The organism is Mycobacterium sp. (genome assembly GCF_035697385.1).
GTDB lineage: Bacteria > Actinomycetota > Actinomycetes > Mycobacteriales > Mycobacteriaceae > Mycobacterium.
Genome location: NZ_DASSCY010000209.1, coordinates 13444 through 35832 on the forward strand (window position 1 = coordinate 13444; position 22389 = coordinate 35832).

The 22389-nt window shown below is 65.1% G+C and carries 19 protein-coding genes; 14 read left to right on the forward strand and 5 right to left on the reverse strand.

Annotated elements, in window-relative coordinates; genetic code table 11:
- Positions 1-18: 18 nt before the first annotated feature.
- Positions 19-1227, reverse strand: a complete 1209-nt coding sequence (locus VFH65_RS17395) for a cytochrome P450 (protein ID WP_353323110.1) — start codon at positions 1225-1227, stop codon at positions 19-21.
- Positions 1228-1558: 331 nt separating this feature from the next.
- Between VFH65_RS17395 and VFH65_RS17400 the strand changes: the two genes are divergently transcribed.
- The 7 genes from VFH65_RS17400 (at position 1559) to VFH65_RS17430 (ending at position 8593) form a co-directional block, all read left to right on the forward strand.
- The gene (locus VFH65_RS17400; protein ID WP_353323111.1) at positions 1559-2338 is read left to right on the forward strand and encodes a FadR/GntR family transcriptional regulator; all 780 of its coding nucleotides are present in this window, start codon (positions 1559-1561) and stop codon (positions 2336-2338) included.
- A 214-nt stretch (positions 2339-2552) separates the two neighbouring features.
- Positions 2553-3752, forward strand: a complete 1200-nt coding sequence (locus VFH65_RS17405; protein WP_353323112.1) for a cytochrome P450 — start codon at positions 2553-2555, stop codon at positions 3750-3752.
- A complete protein-coding gene (locus tag VFH65_RS17410; protein ID WP_353323113.1) occupies positions 3740-4807 on the forward strand; it encodes a dihydrodipicolinate reductase in 1068 nt (355 codons plus the stop codon). Before VFH65_RS17405 ends, VFH65_RS17410 begins: the two co-directional genes overlap by 13 nt.
- Positions 4792-5910, forward strand: coding sequence for an ABC transporter substrate-binding protein (locus VFH65_RS17415; protein ID WP_353323114.1), 1119 nt, complete (start codon positions 4792-4794; stop codon positions 5908-5910). The genes VFH65_RS17410 and VFH65_RS17415 overlap by 16 nt, the downstream gene beginning before the upstream one ends.
- Positions 5907-6959 carry a dihydrodipicolinate synthase gene (locus VFH65_RS17420; RefSeq protein ID WP_353323115.1) on the forward strand — a complete coding sequence of 351 codons (1053 nt, stop codon included), beginning with the start codon at positions 5907-5909 and terminating at the stop codon, positions 6957-6959. The genes VFH65_RS17415 and VFH65_RS17420 overlap by 4 nt, the downstream gene beginning before the upstream one ends.
- Before the next feature lie 67 nt (positions 6960-7026).
- Positions 7027-7809: an SDR family NAD(P)-dependent oxidoreductase gene (locus VFH65_RS17425; RefSeq protein ID WP_353323117.1), complete on the forward strand. Its 783-nt coding sequence runs from the start codon at positions 7027-7029 to the stop codon at positions 7807-7809.
- A 67-nt stretch (positions 7810-7876) separates the two neighbouring features.
- Positions 7877-8593: an NUDIX hydrolase gene (locus tag VFH65_RS17430; protein ID WP_353323119.1), complete on the forward strand. Its 717-nt coding sequence runs from the start codon at positions 7877-7879 to the stop codon at positions 8591-8593.
- Between the two features lie 6 nt (positions 8594-8599).
- On the opposite strand, the gene VFH65_RS17435 is transcribed toward VFH65_RS17430, so the two are convergent.
- Positions 8600-10201 (reverse strand): adenylate/guanylate cyclase domain-containing protein, encoded by a 1602-nt coding sequence (locus tag VFH65_RS17435; protein WP_353323120.1) that lies wholly within the window; start codon positions 10199-10201, stop codon positions 8600-8602.
- 46 nt (positions 10202-10247) lie between these two features.
- Between VFH65_RS17435 and nucS the strand changes: the two genes are divergently transcribed.
- Together nucS and VFH65_RS17445 are read left to right on the forward strand one after the other, a co-directional pair.
- Positions 10248-10919, forward strand: coding sequence for an endonuclease NucS (gene nucS / locus VFH65_RS17440; RefSeq protein ID WP_353323121.1), 672 nt, complete (start codon positions 10248-10250; stop codon positions 10917-10919).
- Between the two features lie 18 nt (positions 10920-10937).
- Positions 10938-11234, forward strand: coding sequence for a hypothetical protein (locus tag VFH65_RS17445; protein WP_353323122.1), 297 nt, complete (start codon positions 10938-10940; stop codon positions 11232-11234).
- Positions 11235-11238: 4 nt separating this feature from the next.
- Here the strand turns inward: VFH65_RS17445 and mce are convergent, their stop codons facing one another.
- Positions 11239-11718: a methylmalonyl-CoA epimerase gene (gene mce / locus VFH65_RS17450; RefSeq protein ID WP_353323124.1), complete on the reverse strand. Its 480-nt coding sequence runs from the start codon at positions 11716-11718 to the stop codon at positions 11239-11241.
- A gap of 82 nt (positions 11719-11800) precedes the next feature.
- On the opposite strand from mce, the gene VFH65_RS17455 reads away from it, so the two are divergent.
- Genes VFH65_RS17455 through VFH65_RS17465 form a run of 3 tightly spaced genes read left to right on the forward strand, consistent with a single transcriptional unit; the run spans position 11801 to position 14326 of the window.
- A complete protein-coding gene (locus VFH65_RS17455; protein ID WP_353323126.1) occupies positions 11801-12982 on the forward strand; it encodes an acetyl-CoA C-acetyltransferase in 1182 nt (393 codons plus the stop codon).
- Between the two features lie 44 nt (positions 12983-13026).
- Positions 13027-13410, forward strand: coding sequence for a DUF3817 domain-containing protein (locus VFH65_RS17460; protein ID WP_353323127.1), 384 nt, complete (start codon positions 13027-13029; stop codon positions 13408-13410).
- A 13-nt stretch (positions 13411-13423) separates the two neighbouring features.
- Complete coding sequence (locus tag VFH65_RS17465; protein ID WP_353323128.1) at positions 13424-14326, forward strand: tetratricopeptide repeat protein; 903 nt, start codon at positions 13424-13426, stop codon at positions 14324-14326.
- 72 nt (positions 14327-14398) lie between these two features.
- Here the strand turns inward: VFH65_RS17465 and glgB are convergent, their stop codons facing one another.
- Positions 14399-16606 carry a 1,4-alpha-glucan branching protein GlgB gene (gene glgB, locus VFH65_RS17470; RefSeq protein WP_353323130.1) on the reverse strand — a complete coding sequence of 736 codons (2208 nt, stop codon included), beginning with the start codon at positions 16604-16606 and terminating at the stop codon, positions 14399-14401.
- Positions 16607-16610: 4 nt separating this feature from the next.
- Positions 16611-18698, reverse strand: a complete 2088-nt coding sequence (locus tag VFH65_RS17475; protein ID WP_353323131.1) for an alpha-1,4-glucan--maltose-1-phosphate maltosyltransferase — start codon at positions 18696-18698, stop codon at positions 16611-16613.
- Positions 18699-18912: 214 nt separating this feature from the next.
- Here VFH65_RS17475 and VFH65_RS17480 point away from each other — a divergent pair, with 214 nt between their 5' ends.
- Positions 18913-21516, forward strand: coding sequence for a glycosyltransferase family 1 protein (locus tag VFH65_RS17480; RefSeq protein ID WP_353323132.1), 2604 nt, complete (start codon positions 18913-18915; stop codon positions 21514-21516).
- Positions 21513-22358: a virginiamycin B lyase family protein gene (locus VFH65_RS17485; RefSeq protein ID WP_353323133.1), complete on the forward strand. Its 846-nt coding sequence runs from the start codon at positions 21513-21515 to the stop codon at positions 22356-22358. The genes VFH65_RS17480 and VFH65_RS17485 overlap by 4 nt, the downstream gene beginning before the upstream one ends.
- Positions 22359-22389 lie beyond the last annotated feature (31 nt).

The window sequence follows — 22389 nt, forward strand, 5'->3', positions numbered from 1 at the left end:
TGACGCCCTCGGCGAGGGCTACGTCCTGACCGGAAGCTTCGACCAACCCCGCACGCTGGCGGTGTGTGAACGGACTGCTGCGGCGTAATCGACCTCCCAGGCCGGCCAGCGGTTGAGAACCTCTTCAAGGGCGACCCGGGCCTCCATGCGCGCTAGGGCAGCGCCCAGACAGAAGTGCAGCCCCTGACCGAAACTGAGGTGGCTTGCCCGCCGGTGGATGTCGAAGCGGTCGGCGTCGGGGTAGCGGCGCTCGTCGCGGTTGGCCGATCCGTTGATGAGCAGCAATACCGATCCCTCGGGAACCGTCTGACCGTAGTGCTCGGAATCGGATGCGACGTAGCGCGCCTGCACCGGCGAGGGCGCCTCGTAGCGCAGCACCTCTTCAACGGCATTGGGTATCAGCGAATGGTCGTCGGCGATCTCACGGCGTTGATCGGGGTGGTCCGACAGGAGCTGGCCGGCAAAACCGATCAGCCGAGTGGTCGTTTCGCTGCCTGCGCCCATGATGGTGCTGATGTAGGTCAGAATCTCGGTGCGCGTCAGTGGGCGCTTGGTGCCGTCTTCCTCTTCGACCTCGGCGTGGATCAAATCGGTCATTAGGTCGTCGGCGGGATTGTTGGTGCGCCAGTCGACGTACTCGGCGATCATGCCGAGGTTGGGTGGCTCGAACACCCTCCCCGGAACTGCCGCCCGATTCTTCGGGTCCCCGGACCTCAGTGCAATTGCCTTGTCGGTGTTGTCGCGCATCGTCGGTTGATCGTGCTCGGGGATGCCGAGCAGGGCGCCGATGGTGCGCATCGGCATCCATGCGCCCAGGTTGTCGATGAAATCGAACCCGTCGGCGCCGACAAGCGGATCGAGTGCGGCGACGGTGAATTGCCGAGCGATGGGTTCTACAGCTGCCATCCGTCTCGGCGTGAACACCCGTGAAAGGATCCGCCGGTGCATGTCGTGTAGCGGCGGATCCTCGAAGAGCACGAGGCCCGGCGGAACGTCCACTCCGCTGGAGATGATGTCGAGGACCGTGCCGCGTCCCGACCGGAAGGTCTGCCAGTTGTAGAGGCCGTCGGCGACGTCGGTGTAGCGGCTCAGCGCGTAGAAGCCGTACTTCTCGTTGTAGTACAGGGGCGCCTGCTCGCGCAGCTGCTTCCACACCGGATAGGGGTCGTCGTCGATGGTGAAATCGTAGGGATCGTAATACGCGTCTAATCGGGCAGTTTCACGCATATCTATCGCCTTTTCGACGCAAGCCCGTGGGCCGGGCAGACTAGCGCCATTTAAACCTCTAGATGTATCGTTTGTAAAGCCGCATCTGACTGACGGTCGCCAGTCGGATGGACGATGTCGTCCAGTCAACCCGCCTAGGTGGCTGCAAGCGAGCCAGACCCCCGCGTGTTCGGTGACCGACTGCGCGGAATCATGGTGACGACCTGAGCGAAGACGACGACAAATGTCGGATAATTTGGGGACGGGCGTCTCGATGCCGCTGGGGTGTACCACCGGGTATCGGCCGCGCGAGTCCTGGGCGTGGCCAGGATCGGTTGGTAGAGGGAGAGACGTGGCGAAACGGACAACAACGGTCAAGGGCCGACCGAGTGCGGACAGTGCGCCGGCGGGCAAGCCCAAGCAGATCGCCGAGGAGATGCGCGGGCTGATCATCACCGGCGGACTCGACGAGGGAGACTTGCTGGGCACCGAGGCCGATCTGCTCGAACGGTTCGACGTGTCACGACCTTCCCTGCGGGAAGCATTGCGGATCCTGGAAGCCGACGGTCTGATCTCTGTCATGCGTGGGGCTCTCGGTGGCGTGGTGGTTCACCGACCCGACCAGCGCATGACCGCGCGCGCGGCGGCACTCGTGCTGCAGTCACGCAGCGTCTCACTGGCCGATGTGTTCGATGCCAGCGCCGTCATCGAGCCGGCCGCGGCAAGGATGGTGGCCACCTCCCGCAGTCATCAGCGCGCGGCGAGCCAGCTGCGCGAGGTCATCGTCGAACAGAAGCGCACCGTGAACGATCCGCTGGCGGCCACCAACGCCATGGTTCGCTTTCACAGTGAGCTCGTGTATCTCGCCGGAAACCAAACGCTGATCCTGATGACGGAGACGCTCAACGAGGTCATCGCACGGGCGATCGTCGACGCGCGTATCCGCCTCCGCGATCAACCCGCGACAGCGTTGCGTCGCCAGGTTCGTTCCCACGAGGTGTTGGTGGACCTCATTGCAGGCGGCGACGGGGATGGGGCGCAAGCGCATTGGGACACCCACATGTCGCGGTTGCGCCGATCGCTGCTCGGCGGACGCGCCGACACCCTCGTCGACCTCAACCATCATCTCTGAGCGGTAGGCCTCCGCGCTACGGCGTCGACCATCCAACGGTGACCGACTTCCCGATGAGCGGCATCAGCTGGCCCTGGTGGTAGCACGCACCAGACCTGATCACTGCGTGCGGTGACGGACTCGTCGCTACCTAAACATCTAGAGGTATGCCTGGACGGTTGAGGCGACGCTGAGGTACGTTGCGTCGGAGTCGGAAATGTCGGAAGGGTTGGGTATGAGCGCCACCAAGCGAGCCGACGCCCCGGTTGCGCGATTCGACTTCGTCAACGGTCAGAGCACCACGGTGCTGTCTGCGGCTGATCCGCAGCCACGCAATCACGCGTTGGTCAAACAAAGCGCCTTAAGGCTCGGCCGCAGCGTCATGGTTAGCTCGCGCAAGCTGGTCAACGAGACCCTGCAGAACCCTGAGATGTTCTCCTCGGCGGACCTGGTTGAGCAGGGCAACACGCGTCCGCTGATACCGCTGGGTATCGATCCGCCCGACCACGGCCGGTATCGAAAAGTGCTCGACCCGCTGTTTTCGCCCCGGCGCATGCAGGCGCAGGAAGCCGATATCACCGAACGGGTCAACCACTTTATCGACGGATTTATCGGTCGCGGAACATGCGATTTCACAGCGGAATTCGCCGAATTGTTTCCCTCGTCGGTGTTCCTTGGCCTGATGGGACTGCCGTGGCAACAGCTCGACACGCTGGTGCGGCTGCGCGATGGGCTTCTTCATCCCGGAACCTCCGAGATGACCGCCGACGCGCGTTCGGCGATCCAGCGTGAGACCGCCCAAGAGGTTTACGCCTACTTCGACCACATACTCGACGAGCGCACGGCATCTCCCTGCGACGACATCCTGTCTGCGCTCATCAGTGAGCAGACGGACGGCGAGAGGCTGACCCGCGACGAGGCGCTGTCCACCTGTTTTGTCTTGCTGACCGCTGGTCTTGACACTGTCACCGATTCCTTAACCTGCTTTTGGGCCTACCTCGCTCGCCATCCCGAGCAGCGCCATCGAATCGCCACGGAACCTGATGTCATCGATCGAGCTGTCGAAGAACTGCTGCGTTGGGAAACACCGGTGCCCTTCGTCGTTCGGTGGGCTCGCGAGGACAACCGACTCGGTGATCAGGAGGTGGGCGCGGGGCACCACGTGCTGGTCAACTTGAGTTCGGCCAACCTCGACCCGGCCGAATTTTCCGACCCGCTTGAGGTCAACCTGGACCGACGCGGCAATCCGCACCTGGCGTTCGGTGGTGGGGCACACCGTTGCTTGGGCTCACACCTCGCCCGTCGCGAGCTTCGCATCGCGTTGCGCGAATGGCACCGGCGCATACCGGAATACACGCTCGCGCCTGGCTACGAGGTCCGCTACCGACCCCCGCTGAGATTCGTTCCCGACCTGCAGCTGTCGTGGCCGACGTGACCCCGATACGGGTCGCGCAATGGGCCACCGGCACCACCGGCCGGTTGGCGCTTGGCGTCCTAATCGACACCCCGGGTCTGGACCTGGTCGGTGTGCGGGTCTATAACCCCGCCAAGGCCGGCCGTGACGCGGGAGCGCTGGCTGACCGCGCAACGACAGGCATGCTCGCAACCGACGTCAGCGCAGACATCGTCTCAGCCGCGCCGGATGTCGTTCTATATATGGGTACTGTGGAGAAGTACCCCGACGAGTGCTTCGCCGACGTCGCTGAGCTATTGGCGGCCGGAATCGACGTGATCGCCACCGGCAGCTCCTTTATCGACGTTCACGCTTTCGATCCTGGCCGCGGCGCCGCCATTGCCGCCGCGTGCGAGCAGGGCAGAAGTTCGTTTCTCGGCGTCGGTCTGTTTCCGGGATTCTGGGGGGAGGCCGTGGCCCCGGTGCTGTCTCGGCTGTCGGCGCGCTGTGGACGGATCACGGTGCGCGAAGCGCTGTCCTACGCCGGCTACCCGAGCAGGCAGATGCTGGTCGACGTGATGGGCTACGGCCAGCCGCCGGAGTCCACCGCCGCGCTGCTCAGCAATCCGGACCGGGCACGCGGCGCTTTCGTCGGCACGGCCAGCGTGCTGGCCAAGGCGCTGGGGCTCAAGGTCGCCGCCGTCGAAGCGTTTCGCGAGACTGCAGTCACCGACACCGAACTCCACGTCGCTGCCGGAGTGATCCCAGCCGGAACCGTCGCTGCCATGAAACTAGGTGTGCACGCCGACTGCGGTCCGGTGACGATCGCTGTCGAGCATGTCACCTGGCTCGACGACGACGTCGCCCCCGATTGGTCGACGCGCGAAGGCTACGAGGTCGAGTTCGACGGCGCACCGACACTTCGGTGCAACCTGTTGTTGGGCACCAACGGTGAGGACCACACCGAAATGGGTTGTCTGGCCACGGCCATGCACGCGGTACACGCCATTCCCGTCGTCACCGCGGCGCGGCCGGGCGTTATGGACCTGGCCGACACGGCACGCTTCACAGGAGGTTTCGCATGGCCGCCAAGTTGACTCCGGCTCGTGTCGGGCTGCTCATCGACTATCTCGACGCCGATGGCAGCTTCGACGAGAACGTCCTGCCCTCGCTACAGCTGGTCGCCGATGATTATCTGGAGCGCGGAATTCTGGAGCGCCCAATCGAATTCGTCGTGCGTGCGGTCCAGGGACTGCCCAACGGCTCCTTTCGCTCGGTGCGCGACGCTTTCGACGAGCTGGTCGAGGAAGACGCCCTTGTGATCTTCGGTCCATGGGTCTCCGAAAACGGCGTCGCGCTGCGCCGGTACGTCGAGGACCTGGCGCAGGTGCCGATTATCACCATGGGCGCCTCCGAAAGCATGCTGGGGGAGTGGGTGTTCGGGCTGCCCGCAGGGTCGATGGAAGAGGAACCCATCATCATGGCCACCGTGGCCGCCCTGGACGGCTGTCGCACGGTGGGCATCGCGTTCGAAGACTCCCTGATCGGACACGAATACCTGCGCACCACGCGGGTGGCCTGCGAGCATGCTGGGTTGACCATTACCGCCGAGGTGCCCATCCCACAGGTCGAGACGGACAATCGGGATGCGATGGCGACTCTGGCCGCAGACAAGCCCGATGCCCTCATACACGTCGGATTCGGCCTGGGCATCATCGGAATGAACGCCGCACTGGAAGCCATCGGTTGGATGCCGCGTCGCTACACCACCACTGCGTTCGAGTTTGCGGCGACGGGCCGGTGGTGGCGCGAGCAACTCGCCGGGTGGATCGGGCTGGACCAGTACGACGAGCGCAACTCGACAGCGCAAGATTTCCTCGACCGGTTCGAGGAACGGTACGGGCGACGGCCCGAGTACTTCTTTCCCCTCTACTGCTACGACATCGGCCGACTGATGATGACCGCCTTGGCTACCGCGCGGCCGTTGACCGGGCCGGCAGTCAAAGACGCGCTAGAAAAGATCAAGATGCTCCCGGCCGCGACCGGCGCGCCGGGGACCCGGCTACGGTTCGGAAAGTTCATCCGCCACGGCTGGGTCGGCAGCGAGTTCCTTGTGGCGCGTCGCGTGCTGCCGGACGGGAGCCGGTCGGTCCTCCATGCCACGATCGAAGGCCTCATCGAGCCGTCGACGGTGCCGTGACCGTTCGGGTCATTCAGTGGGCGACCGGTCCGGTCGGCGCCGCTGCGCTGCGTGAGGTCATCGACAGCCCCGAACTTGAGCTTGTCGGCGTATTCGCTTACAGCGCAAACAAAATCGGCGTCGATGCCGGAGCCCTCGTGAATCGTGGCCCGACAGGAGTGTTTGTCACCGGCGACAAGGCCGAAATCCTGGCACAGCCCGCGGACCTCGTCTTGCACGCGGCGAGTAAGGCGTTCGGCGACGACACCACCGGCGACGTCGTGGCCCTGCTCGAGTCGGGCAAGAACGTGATCACGACCACGTCGTACAACCACCTGCCGACCTATGGCGCGGATGCGTGTGCCAGGATCACCGACGCCTGCCTGCGCAACGGCGTGCGGTTCCACGCGGCGGGCGAGCATCCCGGATACGTCTTCGAGCGCCTGGCCACCAGCCTTACCGCACTGTCACAGCGCGTCGATCGGATCACCGTTCAGGAATTCGTCGACTGCTCGGGTATCTCGCAGCGCAGCATGCTGGTCGACCTGATGGGAATGGGCAAGCGCCCTGAGGACATCACCATCGACTCGCCCATGTTCCGCGCCGTGTCCCTGCAATACGAACAGGCCCTGGCGGCCACCGCCGATGTGCTCGGGCTGGACATCGACCGCATCGAGCGCGGGGTCGAAACCACCACCCACACAAGCGATGTAGTGGTTCGCTGTGCGACATTGCCTGCCGGCACCGTCGTCGCCCAGCGGCTGACGTGGACGGCCTACCGGCGCGGCAGCCGAGTCCTGGTCGCCGAAGAATTATGGTCGACGTCCACCGAGCTGCTCGGCTGGCAAGTCCCCGGGGAGAACCAATTCCTGGTGCGCGTGCGTATTGACGGGTCACCGGCGCTGCAGCTGGATCTGACCATCGGCAATGAGCCGATCGCCGACCTCGACACGTCCGGCGGGCAGCTGGCGGTCGCCATGACAGCCGTGCGCGCGATTCCCGACGTTTTGCGGGCACCGCCGGGCGTGGTCATCGCCCCGGTCTTCGGCGCCTACCAGTGGCAAAGCTGATGGCCGACACGACAACTGCGGTGCACGCAATTGCGCGCCGTAGAGCGTTCCTATGGATCAGGAGTGTATGACTGTGGAACATCCTCAAGCTCTGTTCGACCTCACCGGACGGGTCGCGGTGGTGACCGGGTCGACCCGCGGCATCGGACGCGCCATCCTGGAAGGTTTTTCACGGGCCGGCGCGTCAGTAGTGGTATCCAGCCGAAAGCAACAAGCCTGCGATGAGGTCGCCGCCGACATCCGCGCCGGCGGCGGCAAAGCGATGGGTTTGGCGTGCCACGTCGGAGATTGGGATGCCATCCCCGGCTTTGTCGACGCCGTGGTCAACGAGTGCGGCCCCATCGATGTACTTGTCAACAACGCTGGCATCAACCCAGCGGTGCAAGACCTCAACGAGGTCTCGCTCGAATTGTGGCGCAAGGTGTTCAGCGTCAACGTCGAGGGAGCCTTGCGTATGAGTCAATGCGTGGCTCCCGTCATGCGCGACCACGGTGGCGGCAGCATCATCAACATAGGCTCGATGGAAACCTACTATCCGTCGAACCCGGTATCGGTGATCTACAGCGCGTCGAAGGCTGCGCTGCGAAATCTCACGATATCCATGGCCAATCTGTGGGTCTCGTGGGCGGTCCGGGTGAATCTCCTGTGCCCGGGACCGTTCGCCACCGAGCTACTCGTTGACGCTGAGCGCTTTCAGCCGGGGGCATTGTCGCTGCTGGCGAGCATGAACCCGCAACACCGTATCGCCGATCTGTCTGAAATCGTCGGCCCCGCCTTGTATCTGGCCAGTGACGCGTCATCGTTCGTCACCGGCGACGACATCGCCGTGTGCGGCGGTATGCGGAAATAAGGCGAATTCGTGCGGCGGCGAGCAATGGCAACGACACCTGAGAAAGGCCGCCGTCTATGGTCGAACGGTGACGATCAGCTACGACGCCGCGCTGCGTGAGCAGTGCCAAACATGTTTGGCAGGCCACGACCGTCGCACCGTGACCGACCCGACGAAACGCCACGCCGCGGTCGCTGTGGTGCTGGTCGACTCCGTGGTCGGTGAGGACAGGGTGGACCCGACGCCTGCGGACGATTGGGTCGACGGCCGACCGATGCCGGAACCCAGCCTCGGTCACATGTTCAACGTATCGGGTGGTGCTGCATTTCTAATGTGCCGCAGGGCATCTCGTCTTTCCTCGCATGCCGCCCAGTGGGCACTGCCTGGCGGCCGCGTGGACCCGGGCGAAACCGCGGTCGATGCCGCGTTGCGGGAACTGGACGAAGAGGTTGGCGTTAGGCTGCCTGTTTCGGCGGTGTTGGGCCTGCTCGATGACTACCCGACACGGTCCGGTTACGTCATCACTCCGGTGGTGATTTGGGGCGGCGGCCGGCTCGACCCGCGTCCCGCACCGGATGAGGTGGTCGCGGTGTATCGGGTGGGGCTACACCACCTTCAACGCGATGATTCGCCGCGGTTCATCACCATCCCCGAGAGCCCCCGGCCGGTCGTGCAAATACCGCTGGGCGACCACCTCATCCACGCACCGACGGGCGCTGTGTTGTTGCAACTGCGGTGGCTGTGTCTGGAAGGTCGCCATGACCCGGTCGACGAGCTCGAGCAACCGGTGTTCGCCTGGAAGTAGGCCGATTCAGACAGGCAGCGCCAGCCGCGTCGGTTCGTCATGCCCGCGCAAGGTGACGGTGTCGCCGAAAGTCCAATGGCTGCGCTCATTTTCGGTGGCGTTCGACACGGTTTCCGACGACGCGAGCAGTCGGCTCTCAGTGTCCTTGGCAAGCTCGCACAGCCGGGCGGCTTCGTTGACCGGCTCACCGATCACGGTGTACTCGAAGCGTTCCTTCGCGCCGACATTGCCGGCGACGACCTGACCTGACGCCACGCCGATACCGGCCTGGCACTCCGGGACCTCATTGTTCAGCCGCTCGGCGATGGCGCGCGCCGCCAGTAGCGCCTCATCCTCAGGGTGTTCCAGCGTGACAGGCGCGCCGAACACCGCCAGCGCTGCATCGCCCTCGAACTTGTTGACCAGGCCGTGATGGCGGTCGACCTCTTCGACGATGACCGCGAAGAAGCGGTTGAGCAGGTCGACTACCTCGACCGCCGGCCGGCTTGTCACCAACTCCGTTGAGCCGATGATGTCGACGAAAACGACTGCGGCATGGCGTTCTTCGCCGCCGAGCTTGGGTCGCTGTTGCTCCGCGGCGGCCGCGACTTCGCGCCCGACATGGCGGCCGAACAGGTCACGCACCCGCTCGCGTTCCTTCAGGCCTTCCACCATCGTGTTGAAGCCGCGTTGCAGTTCGCCGAGTTCGGTGCCGTCGAATACCACCAGATTGCAGTCCAGGTCGCCTTGTTCGACACGTTTGAGCGCGGCGCGCACCACTCGCACCGGGGTGGCGGTGAGCCACGACACGATCCACATCAGCATGAAGCCGACGATGAGCGCCACAATCGCCAAAATGCCTACGGCAATGGCGAACTGCGTGGGTGTGAGGTTCTGCAGCGTGACGGCGAACACCGCAAGCAGTGCGACGCCGACGACGGGCAACGAGCCCAGCAGCCACACCGTCATCAGCCGGCCCATGATTCCCGCACTCAGCCGACGCGGCGGTGGGCCCGCTTGAAGCGCCTGTGCCGCCACCGGACGCAGCGCGAACTCGGTCAACAGGTAGCAGGCGGTTGCGACGATGGCGCCGGCGAAGCTGACGGTGAACAAGAACCGGGGAATGAACCGTGAGTCCTGCAAGCCGTACAGCGTGGTGAACAGCGCCGTCCCTACTCCCCACAGGACAAGGTGCGCCTTCGCCACCCGCCACGGCGCCAGGAACGAGTTGAGCTGATCCCGGTGCGTCGGTGTGTGCTCCTCGATGGCCCAGCGCAGCGAATTGACCGTGCGCCGGGTGATCCAGAACGTCCCGATCATCAGGGCCGCAACGATGTATGCCGGACACACCACCCAGGTGATCCAAAACGGGGCGTCGCTGAAGACGCTCGGCACGGGAAACGCCACCCCGACCAACAGCAGCGCCGTCGCGATGCCAAGCACGTTGGCCCCAAGAATGAAGACCGTCAGGATCACCTGGATGCGGATGCGTCGACGGAGCTGACTCTCGGACGACTTACCCAACAACCACGACCCATACTCGGGCGTATCGGGCAGCCGGCCGCTCTGCCGGGTCATCGTTTCCAGGACCCGGCCCAGCCGATGCGCGACGCTCTTCCTGGAGTTCATGGTGGCCTCAGCCTAAGTTGCCGGCCCAGCACCTAAGGTGGTTCGGGTGCGTCTCGTGATCGCCCAGTGCACCGTCGACTACATCGGACGCCTGACCGCCCACCTTCCCTCCGCCCGGCGACTGCTGCTGTTCAAGGCCGACGGATCGGTGAGCGTGCACGCCGACGACCGTGCGTACAAGCCGCTGAACTGGATGAGCCCACCATGCTGGCTCGTCGAGGAACCCGACGGACCGGCGCCGGTCTGGGTGGTCGAGAACAAGGCGGGCGAGCAGCTGCGCATCACGGTCGAAGACATCGAGCACGACTCCAGTCACGAGCTCGGTGTCGATCCCGGACTGGTGAAGGACGGCGTCGAGGCCCATCTACAGGCCTTGCTTGCCGAACACGTCGAGTTACTCGGAACCGGGTACACGCTGGTGCGGCGGGAGTACATGACGCCCATCGGGCCGGTCGACCTGCTGTGCCGCGATGAGCAGGGCCGCTCGGTGGCGGTGGAGATCAAGCGCCGCGGTGAGATCGACGGGGTCGAGCAGCTCACTCGCTACCTCGAATTGCTCAATCGCGACACGGTGCTGGCGCCCGTCGCAGGGGTCTTCGCTGCCCAGCAGATCAAGCCGCAGGCTCGAACATTGGCCACCGACCGCGGGATCCGTTGCGTGACTTTGGACTACGACCAGATGCGCGGGATGGTCAGTGACGAGTACAAGCTCTTCTGACGGCCTAAACTGGCCGGCATGCCTCGGCGCCGGACACCGCCACGCCGGCAACGCTCGTCGCCGCCGTTGCCGGTGAGCCGTCGGATCGAAACCGGGGCCGACGGCTATGAGTACGAAGTCCGGCCGATCGCAGGAGCGCGCGCAACCAAGATCTATCGCTGCCCGGGTTGCGACCACGAGATCCGCTCTGGGACAGCGCACTTGGTGGTATGGCCTGCCGAGCTGGGGGAGCAGTCAGTGGACGACCGGCGTCACTGGCACACGCCCTGCTGGACGCACCGGGCAACGCGCGGCCCGACGCGGAAGTGGTCGTAGCGGCTCAGTGAGCGTCGATGTCGCTGGCTGGCTCGACGAGCTCGACCAGAACGCCGCCAGCATCCTTGGGATGAATGAAGTTGATCCGCGAGTTTGCCGTGCCCTTGCGCGGCGTCTCGTAGAGCAGCCGCACGCCTTGCTCGCGAAGCCGCTCGGACAGCAAATCGAGATCGCTGGTTCGGTACGCCAGTTGCTGCAGGCCGGGGCCGCGCTTGTCGATGAACTTGGCGATGGTCGAGGTCTCGTCCAGCGGGGACATCAGCTGGATTTGCGCACTCCCGACGGGAGCGCCGCGAACGGACAGCATCGCCTCGCGCACACCCTGATCCTCGTTGACCTCTTCGTGGAGCACGATCATGCCGAGGTGGTCGTGATACCACTTGATCGCGACATCGAGGTCGGGCACGGCAATGCCGACGTGGTCGATGGCCGTCACCAGGGCGCTGGCGAGCACCGGACGTGCATCTACGTGCTCGGTCGTCATAACGTAACGGTAACCTTTACCCGAATGTTTGCGTATGTGTAATCGGCCACACAGTCGGCTGACCAATGCCTTGGAGGTACGAATGACGACATCTGTGATCGTTGCTGGAGCCCGTACGCCTGTCGGAAAACTGATGGGCTCGCTGAAGGATTTTTCGGGCAGCGATCTGGGTGCCATCGCGATCTCCGGAGCATTGGAGAAAGCGGGAGTCCCGGCCTCGGCCGTCGAATACGTGATCATGGGCCAGGTGTTGACCGCCGGGGCAGGGCAAATGCCCGCACGGCAGGCCGCGGTCGCCGCAGGCATCGGGTGGGATGTGCCGTCGCTGACAATCAACAAGATGTGTTTGTCCGGTATCGATGCGATTGCGCTGGCCGATCAGCTGATCCGGGCCGGTGAGTTCGACGTCGTCGTCGCGGGTGGCCAGGAATCGATGACGAAGGCGCCGCACCTGCTGATGGACAGCCGCGGTGGATACAAATACGGCGATGTCACGGTGCTCGACCACATGGCGTACGACGGTTTGCACGACGTATTCACCGACCAGCCGATGGGCGCACTCACCGAGCAACGCAACGACGTCGACCAGTTCACCCGCGAACAGCAGGACGAGTTCGCTGCGGGGTCGCACCAAAAGGCCGCCGCGGCATGGAAAGACGGCGTCTACGCCGACGAAGTGGTGCCGGTAAAGATCCCGCAGCGCAAGGGTGATCCGATCGAGTTCGCCGAAGACGAGGGCATCCGCGCCAACACCACCACGGAATCGCTCGGGGGCTTGCGACCCGCGTTCCGTAAGGACGGCACCATCACCGCGGGCTCGGCGTCGCAGATCTCCGACGGCGCCGCCGCAGTGGTGGTGATGAACAAGGACAAGGCCGTAGAACTGGGCTTGAGCTGGCTCGTCGAGATCGGCGCCCATGGCGTGGTCGCCGGCCCGGACTCCACCCTGCAGAGCCAGCCGGCGAACGCCATCAAGAAGGCCATTGCGCGCGAAGGCATCTCGGTCGATCAGCTCGATGTCATCGAGATCAACGAGGCGTTCTCCGCCGTGGCCCTGGCGTCGATGAAGGAGCTCGGCGTCGATCCCGCCAAGGTGAACGTCAACGGCGGCGCCATCGCCATCGGGCATCCGATCGGCATGTCCGGTGCGCGGATCACCCTGCACGCCGCCCTTGAGCTGGCACGACGCGGCTCTGGCTACGCGGTGGCAGCGCTGTGCGGCGCCGGCGGGCAGGGCGACGCCTTGGTGCTGCGCGCCGGATAGCGGTCTACGACGCCTTGTAGTAATTAGTGCCGTTTTCCGGCACAATGGCGGCCATGACAAGCGCTTTCGATCTTCGGTCCGTTGCTGGATGGTTTCGCCTCGTCGCCCTGATGGAGGCCGTCAGCTGGGTCGGATTGCTGATCGGCATGTATTTCAAATACCTGGGCAGTCCGCGAACTGAGGTCGGCGTCAAGGTTTTCGGCATGGCCCACGGGCTGATCTTCATCGCGTTCGTGGTGTTTGGGCTGCTCGCCGGAATCGCATTCAAATGGGCAGCGGGCACATGGTCGCTGGCGTTGCTGGCGAGCATCGTGCCACTGTGCAGTGTGATCTTCCTCATATGGGCCGATCGCACCGGCCGGATGGGGGCCGCTCGCGGGGCAATGGCGGTCGCGCAGGCGGGCCGGTCAGCACCCGAAACGACGTGACAGACTTGTAGGCGTGACACGTCCCCGACCTCCCATTGCGCCCGCCATGGCCGGTGCCGTTGACCTGTCGGCCCTCAAGCAGCGAGCAGCTGCCACCGGCGAAGGTGCTGCCCCAGGCGCAAGTACGCCCAGCGGCGTTGAGATCACCGAGGCCAACCTCGAGGCCGAGGTGCTGGTCCGGTCCAATCAAGTTCCGGTAGTGGTGCTGCTGTGGTCGCCCCGCAGCGAGGCGAGCGTCGCCCTTGCCGATGCCCTTGCGAACCTGGAGACAGCCGACGGCGGCAAGTGGTCCCTGGCAACGGTCAACGTCGACACCGTGCCTCGCGTGGCGCAGATGTTCGGTGTGCAAGCTGTCCCGACGGTGGTGGCTTTGGCTGCGGGCCAACCACTGTCGAGTTTTCAGGGTGTGCAGCCGCCGGAGCAGTTGCGTAAGTGGGTCGACTCGCTGCTGAGTGCCACCGCGGGCAAGCTCGAGGGCGCGGCAGACGGCGATGCACCCGAACAGGTCGACCCGGAGCTGGCGCAGGCCCGCGAGCATCTGGACGCCGGCGATTTCGACGCCGCGCTGACGGCCTATCGGTCGATCCTCGACGCCAATCCCAACCACGCCGAAGCCAAGGGCGCGGTGCGTCAGATTTCGTTTCTGCAGCGCGCCACGGCGCACCGGCCCGACGCGGTTGCGGTCGCCGACGCAGCGCCTGCCGACATCGAAGCGGCATTCGCCGCAGCCGATGTGGAGATCCTGCAGCAGAACATCGCTGCGGCCTTCGAGCGGTTGATCGCATTGGTCAAGCGGACAGCCGGTGACGAGCGCACCAGCGTCCGCACCCGGTTGATCGAGCTCTTCGACCTCTTCGACCCGGCAGATCCCGAAGTGATCGCCGGCCGGCGCAAGCTGGCGAACGCGCTCTACTAGTTCGCCGAGCAGACGCAAAAGTGCCCCATTTCGGCCTGAAATGGGCACATTTGCGTCTGCTCGCGCAGGAAACTAGGCCGGCTCAAACCACAACGCTGCCAGCGGTGGCAGCACCATCACCGCCGACGCGGGACGACCGTGCCACGGGTCGTCGGTCGCCTCGACAGCGCCGTAGTTCCCAATGCCTGTGCCGTTGTAGATATCCGCATCCGTGTTGAGCACCTCACGCCAGGTGCCCGCATGCGGCAACCCCAGCCGGTAGCGCGCGTGCTCGGAGCCGGAGAAGTTGAACACACACGCCAGCATCGAGCCGTCGTCGCCGGAGCGCAGGAAGCTCAGCACGTTGTTGGCCGAGTCGTTGGCGTCGATCCACGAGTAACCCTCGGGGTTGGCGTCTCGCGACCACAGTGCGCGCCGGGTTCGGTAGATGCCGTTCATGTCCTGCACGAACCGCTGAATACCGCTGGAGAAGCTGCCTTCGTCCAACTGGTACCAATCGACGCCGCGTTCTTCGGACCACTCGGCGCGCTGGCCGAATTCCTGGCCCATGAACAGCAATTGCTTACCCGGGTGCGCCCACTGATAGGCCAGCAGTCCACGCAGCCCTGCGGCCTTCACGTGATCGTTGCCGGGCATCCGGCCCCATAGCGTGCCCTTGCCGTGCACCACCTCGTCGTGGCTGATGGGCAGCACGAAGTTCTCGCTGAACGCGTAGAGCATCGAGAACGTGATTTCGTGGTGGTGGTAGCTGCGGTGAATTGGATCACGCTTGATGAACTCCAACGTGTCGTTCATCCAACCCATGTTCCACTTCATCGAGAAGCCAAGGCCGCCAAGGTTTGTCGGGCGGGTAACACCCGGCCACGACGTGGACTCCTCGGCGACGGTGACGATTCCCGGCGCCACCTTGTGCACCGTGGCGTTCATCTCCTGCAGGAACTGCACCGCCTCGAGGTTCTCCCGGCCGCCGTAGATGTTCGGCGTCCAGCCGCCCTCCGGCCGTGAGTAATCCAGGTACAGCATCGAGGCGACGGCGTCCACGCGCAGGCCGTCGATGTGGAATTCCTGCAGCCAGTACAGCGCGTTGGCGACCAGGAAGTTGCGCACCTCTGACCGGCCGAAGTCGAATACGTAGGTGCCCCAGTCCAATTGCTCGCCGCGGCGCGGGTCGGAGTGCTCGTAGAGCGGTGTGCCGTCGAATCGGCCCAGCGCCCACGCATCTTTCGGGAAGTGGGCAGGCACCCAGTCCATGATCACGCCGATGCCGGCCTGATGGAGCCTGTCGATCAGATACCGGCATTCGTCGGGAGTGCCCAGCCGTGACGTCGGCGCGTAATAGGACGTCACCTGATAGCCCCACGAACCGCCGAACGGGTGCTCTGCGACCGGCATCAGTTCGACGTGTGTGAAGCCCTGGGACACAACGTATTCAGTGAGCTCGTCGGCCAGCTGGCGATAGCTCAGACCCGGCCGCCACGACATCGGGTGCACCTCGTAGGTGCTCATCGGCTCGAACACAGGATTCTGGCGGGCGCGCTGGGCCATCCAGTCGTCGTCGCTCCATGTGTAGGAGCTGGCGGTGACCTTCGATGCCGTCTTCGGCGGTACCTCGGTGGCGAATGCCATCGGGTCGGCGCGGTCGGTCACCGAGCCGTCCGCGCCATGCACGCGGAACTTGTAGAGGCTGCCGATTTCGAGACCGGGCCAGAACAGTTCCCATACGCCCGTCGAGCCGAGCACCCGCAGCTGAGCCTCGTTGCCGTCCCAGTGATTGAACTCGCCGATCAGACTGATGCCCTTGGCGTTCGGTGCCCACACGGCGAACGACACGCCATCGACGACGCCGTCGGCTGTGGTGAACGAGCGGGGGTGAGCACCGAGAACCTCCCACAGCCGTTCATGGCGGCCCTCGGCGAAAAGGTGCAGATCCATTTCGCCGAGTGTGGGCAGGAAGCGGTACGCGTCGGCAATGGTGTGCACGTCGGTCGAACCGTTGGCACCCGGATAGCTGACCTCCAGCCGATAGTCGACGAGGTTCGTGAACGGTAGTGCGACCGCGAACAGCCCTGACTCGATGTGGCTGAACGGGTAGCGCTCACCGCCCACCAGGGCCGTGACTTTGGTGGCGTGCGGGCGGTAGGCCCGAATCACGGTGTGGTCGCTGTACTCGTGCGCGCCGAGGATCGAATGAGGGTCGTGGTGTTCACCGGCCAACAGGCGGTTCAGGTCGGCGGTATGCGGCCGCAGATGCGGACTGGCGTCATGCTTGGTCTGCGTCATTTCATCACTCCCTACGCAGCAGGTTCAATCGTCGGTCGGCCGGTATCTGGGGCATGTTCAGCACGTGGGCCACCGCTCTGGCGGGATCGATCCGCACGTAATTGGACTGCCCCCACTGGTATTCGTCTCCGGTGATCTCGTCGCGCACCCAGAAGCGCTCGTAGTGCTCCATGCCCAACGCCTCCATGTCCAGCCACAGCGTCGCCTCCTCCGGTCCGTACGGGTTGAGCGTTACCACGACCAGAACCTGGTCACCGGTCACAGGGTCGAACTTGCTGTACGCCAGCAATGCCTCGTTGTCGGGGTGATGGAACTTGATCGTGCGTAGCTCGTGCAGCGCCGGGTGCACCCGGCGAATCTCGTTGAGCCTGGTCAGGAATGGCTCCAGCGATTCACCGTCGGCCAGTGCAGCGTCGAAGTCGCGGGGGCGCAGCTCGTACTTCTCCGAGTTGAGGTACTCCTCGCTGCCTTCCCGAACCGCGCGATGCTCAAACAATTCGAAGCCGGAGTACACGCCCCATGCCGAACTCATCGTCGATGCCAGCACGGCGCGGATGGCGAACATGCCAGGACCACCGTGCTGCAGACTCTCGTGCAGGATGTCGGGCGTGTTGACGAAAAGGTTCGGCCGGGCATAGTCGGCGTGCTCGGCGATCTGCTGGCCGAACTCGGTGAGCTCCCACTTCGCGGTGCGCCAGGTGAAGTACGTGTAGGACTGCGTGAACCCGAGTTTGGCCAGCCCGTACAACCGCGCAGGGCGGGTGAAGGCCTCCGAAAGGAACAACACGTCCGGGTCCTCGTTCTTCACCTCTCCGATCAGCCAGGCCCAGAAGTTCGGCGGCTTGGTATGCGGGTTGTCCACACGAAATATCTTGACGCCGTGGGAGATCCAATAGCGCACGACCCGCAGCACTTCTTCGTAGAGCCCGGCAGGGTCGTTGTCGAAATTCAGCGGATAGATGTCCTGGTATTTCTTCGGCGGGTTCTCCGCGTAGGCGATCGTCCCGTCGGGCAGCACCGTGAACCACTCCGGATGCTTCCGCGCCCAAGGGTGGTCGGGCGCGCATTGCAGCGCAAGATCAAGCGCCACTTCCATGCCGTCGTCACGCGCAGCGGCCACGAAGTCCTCGAAGTCCTCGATGGTGCCCAGCTTCGGGTGGATGGCGTCGTGGCCGCCTTCGTCGCTGCCGATGGCCCACGGCGAGCCGACATCCTTCGGTGCGGCGGTCACGCTGTTGTTGCGGCCTTTGCGGTGCACCTTGCCGATCGGATGGATCGGCGGCAGATACACCACGTCGAAGCCCATTTTGGCGATGCGCGGAAGCGCCTTGGTTGCCGTCGCGAAAGTGCCGTGCACCGGATTGCCCTGCGCATCCCAGCCGCCGGTGGACCGGGGAAAAATCTCATACCACGAGCTGAAGCGGGCCTGTGGCCGGTCCACCCAGATGCCGTATTGCTCTCCGCGAGTGACCAATTCGCGCAGCGGATACTGCTCCAGTAGGGCGCTCACTTCTGGTGCGAGAGCCGCGCCGGCGCGGGTGAACGGGTCACCTGGCTCACGCAGGCGCGCGACCGCGTCGATCAGGGGGTAGCGCGACTGGCGGGGCACGCCCGTCGCGGCCCGCTCCAGCAGCCGGGCACCCAAGAGCAGGTCGTTGGACAGCTCGCCTTCACTTTGACCTGCGTCGAGTTTGGCGGTCACGTTCTTGCGCCACGTCGCGATGGGGTCGCCCCACCCGTCCACCCGGAACGTCCACAGGCCGACGCTGTCGGGGCTGAACGCCCCGTGGAAAACGTCCGGCGTGCGTCCGGTCGACATCGGCAACAGCTGCGGTTTCTTCCGCGAGGCAGGGATCACCACATCCGCGATGGGTATCGGTGGCGGGGTCTTGACGTGCCCTGGCGGGTCCTCGGCCAGTTTCGGATAGGCCGTGCCGTGATATCGGACGACGAGCGTGGCCGCGACCGCGTCGTGCCCCTCGCGCCACACCGTGGCCCGTACCGGCACAACCTCGCCCACGACTGCTTTGGCCGGGTATCGCCCGCCGGAAACCACAGGGGCCACGTCATCGATTCCGATACGACCGGCCACCCCACCACTCCTTACACTGGCGCGGCCGCGTTCGGGCCGCTGTGTCGTCTGTGTCGTCGCTTGGTATTCGTTTCAGCTTCGTCGCGCCCTATACCCACCGTAGTGGGCTGCCCAATCCGATGCGGGTGAAGCAGTCCGGCGCCGGCGGCGCTTCTGCTCGTCGCGCAAACGCTCATCGCTGCACAGACTCGAAATGACAGTAAGGTTGACTCGCGTGAAAGCCCTCCGACGGTTCACCGTCCGCGCACATCTTCCCGATCGTCTGGCCGCGCTCGAACGGCTCTCGATCAACCTGCGCTGGTCGTGGGACAAGCCGACCCAAGATCTGTTCGAGGCGATCGATCCCGAGCTCTGGAAGCAGGTCGGCAACGACCCGGTCGCACTGCTCGGGCAGGTCAGCCCCAAACGGCTGGACGACCTGGTCCTCGACGAGTCGTTCCTGCAGCGCCTCGACGGACTTGTGGCGGATCTGGACAACTATTTGACCCGGCCGCTGTGGTACCAGCAGCAGGTCTCCGAAGGTGCCGAGCTACCCAACGGCATCGCCTACTTCTCGATGGAGTTCGGCGTCGCCGAGGTGCTGCCGAACTACTCCGGTGGCCTGGGCATCCTGGCCGGCGATCACCTGAAGTCCGCATCCGACCTGGGTCTGCCCCTTATCGCGGTCGGGTTGCTGTACCGCTCGGGCTACTTCCGGCAGTCACTGACCGCCGACGGTTGGCAGCACGAGAGTTACCCATCCCTTGACCCTCAGGGCCTGCCGTTGCGGCTACTCACCGACGGCGATGACAACCCCGTGCTCGTTGCGCTGGATCTGCCGGACGACAATCAGCTGCGGGCGCGCATCTGGATCGCGCAGGTTGGGCGAATCCCGTTGCTGCTGTTGGACTCTGACATCCCGGAGAACGAACACGACCTGCGCGGCGTCACCGACCGGCTGTACGGCGGCGATCAGGAACACCGCATCAAGCAGGAGATTCTGGCCGGCATCGGCGGGGTCCGGGCAATTCGCGCGTTCACCGAGGTCGAGGGCCTGCCTTCGCCTGAGGTGTTTCACATGAACGAGGGCCACGCCGGGTTCCTCGGCGCCGAGCGCATCCGGGAGTTGATCGACGCCGGGCTGGACTTCGACACCGCGCTGACGGTGGTGCGCTCCTCCACCGTGTTCACCACGCACACCCCGGTCCCTGCAGGAATCGACCGGTTCCCGGTCGAGATGGTCAAGCGCTACTTCGGCAGCCCGCCCGGTAACCCGTCTGGTGCCAGCTCCCGGTTGCTGCCAGGGGTTTCGCTGGACCGGATCATCGCGTTCGGCGCGGAAGACGACCCGTCGAAGTTCAACATGGCGCACATGGGCCTGCGCCTGGCCCAGCGAGCCAACGGGGTCTCGCTGCTGCACGGCCTGGTCAGCCGCCATATGTTCAACGAGCTGTGGCCCGGCTTCGATCCGAGGGAGGTGCCGATCGGGTCGATCACCAATGGCGTGCACGCGCCGACGTGGGCGGCGCCGCAGTGGCTGGAGCTGGGCCGCGAGTTGATCGGAGCCGACTCGCCAAGTGAGCCCGCGGTGTGGCAGCGACTTCGACAGGTCGACTCAGAGCACATCTGGTCGATCCGCTCGCAACTGCGCAAAGCGCTGGTCGATGACGTTCGCGCGCGGATGCGCCGTTCATGTCTGGAGCGCGGCGCATCGGATGCCGAATTGGGCTGGATAGCAACGGCTTTCGACCCCGACGTGTTGACCATCGGGTTTGCCCGACGAGTTCCGACGTACAAGCGGCTCACGTTGATGCTGCGCGACGAGGACCGGTTGGAGAAGCTGCTGCTCGACGAGAAACGCCCGATCCAGCTCATCGTGGCAGGCAAGTCGCACCCGGCCGACGACGGCGGCAAGGCGTTGATCCAGCAAGTGGTCAAGTTCGCCGATCGCCCGGAGGTCAGGCACCGCATCGCGTTCCTGCCCGACTACGACATGTCGATGGCACGCCAGCTGTATTACGGCTGCGACGTGTGGCTGAACAACCCGCTGCGGCCGCTGGAGGCGTGCGGCACCTCCGGAATGAAGAGCGCACTCAACGGAGGGCTCAACCTGTCCATCCGCGACGGGTGGTGGGACGAGTGGTACGACGGCGAGAACGGGTGGGAGATCCCGACCGCCGATGGGCTGGCCGACGAGAGCCGGCGCGACGACCTTGAGGCCGCGGCACTCTACGACCTGCTCGAGCAGTCGGTGGCGCCGAAGTTCTACGACCGCGACGAGGCAGGGATTCCGTCGCGCTGGGTGGAGATGGTGCGTCACACGTTGATGGAGCTCGGCCCGAAGGTGTTGGCGTCGCGGATGGTCCGCGACTACACCGAAAAGTACTACGCGCCGGCGGCTCAGTCGCTGCGCAAGACCGTCGAACCAGGGGCCGCGGGGGAACCGTTCGGCGCCGCACGTGAGCTGGCCGACTACCGGCAGCGCGCCCAAGAGGCGTGGCCGAAGATCCAGATCACCGACGTCGACAGCTACGGCCTTCCTGACACGCCACTGCTGGGTTCCGAGCTGACGCTGACCGCAACCGTGCAGCTGGCCGGGCTGCGGCCCGACGAGGTGGAGGTGCAAGCGGTGCTGGGCCGCGTCGACGCCGGCGACGCCCTGATAGACCCGGTGACCGTGACGATGGTGCACACCGGGACTGCCGACGGCGGCAACGACATCTTCTCGACGACGACGCCGTTGCCCGTCGCCGGTCCGGTGGGGTACACCGTGCGCGTCTTGCCCCATCACGCGCTGCTGGCAGGCGACAACGAGCTCGGCCTCGTCACCCTCGCGTGACGGCCCTCAAGGTTGCGATAGACGGCGGACCGTACGCGCTGGCGACAGGGCCGGACGGGGCACTGTGGGTGACGCTGGTACACGCCGGCTCGATCGCACGCGTGACCGTCGATGGCGACGTCACCGTGTATCCGGTCGGTGAGCACTCTCGGCCGTCGATCATCACCGCCGGGCCCGATGGTGCCCTGTGGTTCACCCGGACCGGCGATGACCGGATCGGGCGGATTACCACTGCCGGTGAGTTGAGTTCGTTCGAGCTGCCCGAGGGCAGCGGGCCGTTCGGCATCACGGCCGGGGCGGATGAGGGCTTGTGGTTCACCGCCATGACCTCGGGCGAGATCGGCAGGATCTCGACCGACGGCGAGTTGTCTGGCTGGCCGTCGGTCGGTGGTGCACCGTCGATGATCACGACCGGCCCGGACAACGCGTTGTGGTTCACGCTCAATCAGGCCAATGCGGTGGGCCGGTTGATACCGGCGGACGGCGTGACGGTGCGCGAATTACCCACTGCCGCAGCGGGACCCGTTGGCATCGCCGCGACGCACGACGACGCGGTGTGGTTCACCGAGATCCTCGCCGACAAGCTGGGCCGCATCCCGATGGACGGCGCCATCCAAGAGATCGATCTGCCAGGCAAGCCGCATGCGGTGGTCGCCGACCCGGACGACGGCGTATGGGTGAGCCTGTGGGGAGCCGATCAGATCGCCCGCGTCAGTGGCGACGGCGAGATCGTCACGATCGATCTTCCTGCTGGTAGCGAGCCACACGGCATGGCGATCGGCCCGGACGGCGCGCCGTGGGTGGCGCTTGAGGCGGGGTTCGTGCTGCGGATGCCCATCTGAGCCGCCGACACCTGATTTTTGGGCACCGGTC

What these genes read in the sequence shown, in the direction of transcription:
- VFH65_RS17395 (WP_353323110.1), bottom strand. Translation starts at nt 1,227, where the DNA reads ATGCGTGAAACTGCCCGATTAGACGCGTATTACGATCCCTACGATTTC.
- VFH65_RS17405 (WP_353323112.1), top strand. Translation starts at nt 2,553, where the DNA reads ATGAGCGCCACCAAGCGAGCCGACGCCCCGGTTGCGCGATTCGACTTC.
- VFH65_RS17415 (WP_353323114.1), top strand. Translation starts at nt 4,792, where the DNA reads ATGGCCGCCAAGTTGACTCCGGCTCGTGTCGGGCTGCTCATCGACTAT.
- VFH65_RS17425 (WP_353323117.1), top strand. Translation starts at nt 7,027, where the DNA reads ATGACTGTGGAACATCCTCAAGCTCTGTTCGACCTCACCGGACGGGTC.
- VFH65_RS17435 (WP_353323120.1), bottom strand. Translation starts at nt 10,201, where the DNA reads ATGAACTCCAGGAAGAGCGTCGCGCATCGGCTGGGCCGGGTCCTGGAA.
- VFH65_RS17445 (WP_353323122.1), top strand. Translation starts at nt 10,938, where the DNA reads ATGCCTCGGCGCCGGACACCGCCACGCCGGCAACGCTCGTCGCCGCCG.
- mce (WP_353323124.1), bottom strand. Translation starts at nt 11,718, where the DNA reads ATGACGACCGAGCACGTAGATGCACGTCCGGTGCTCGCCAGCGCCCTG.
- VFH65_RS17455 (WP_353323126.1), top strand. Translation starts at nt 11,801, where the DNA reads ATGACGACATCTGTGATCGTTGCTGGAGCCCGTACGCCTGTCGGAAAA.
- VFH65_RS17460 (WP_353323127.1), top strand. Translation starts at nt 13,027, where the DNA reads ATGGCGGCCATGACAAGCGCTTTCGATCTTCGGTCCGTTGCTGGATGG.
- glgB (WP_353323130.1), bottom strand. Translation starts at nt 16,606, where the DNA reads ATGACGCAGACCAAGCATGACGCCAGTCCGCATCTGCGGCCGCATACC.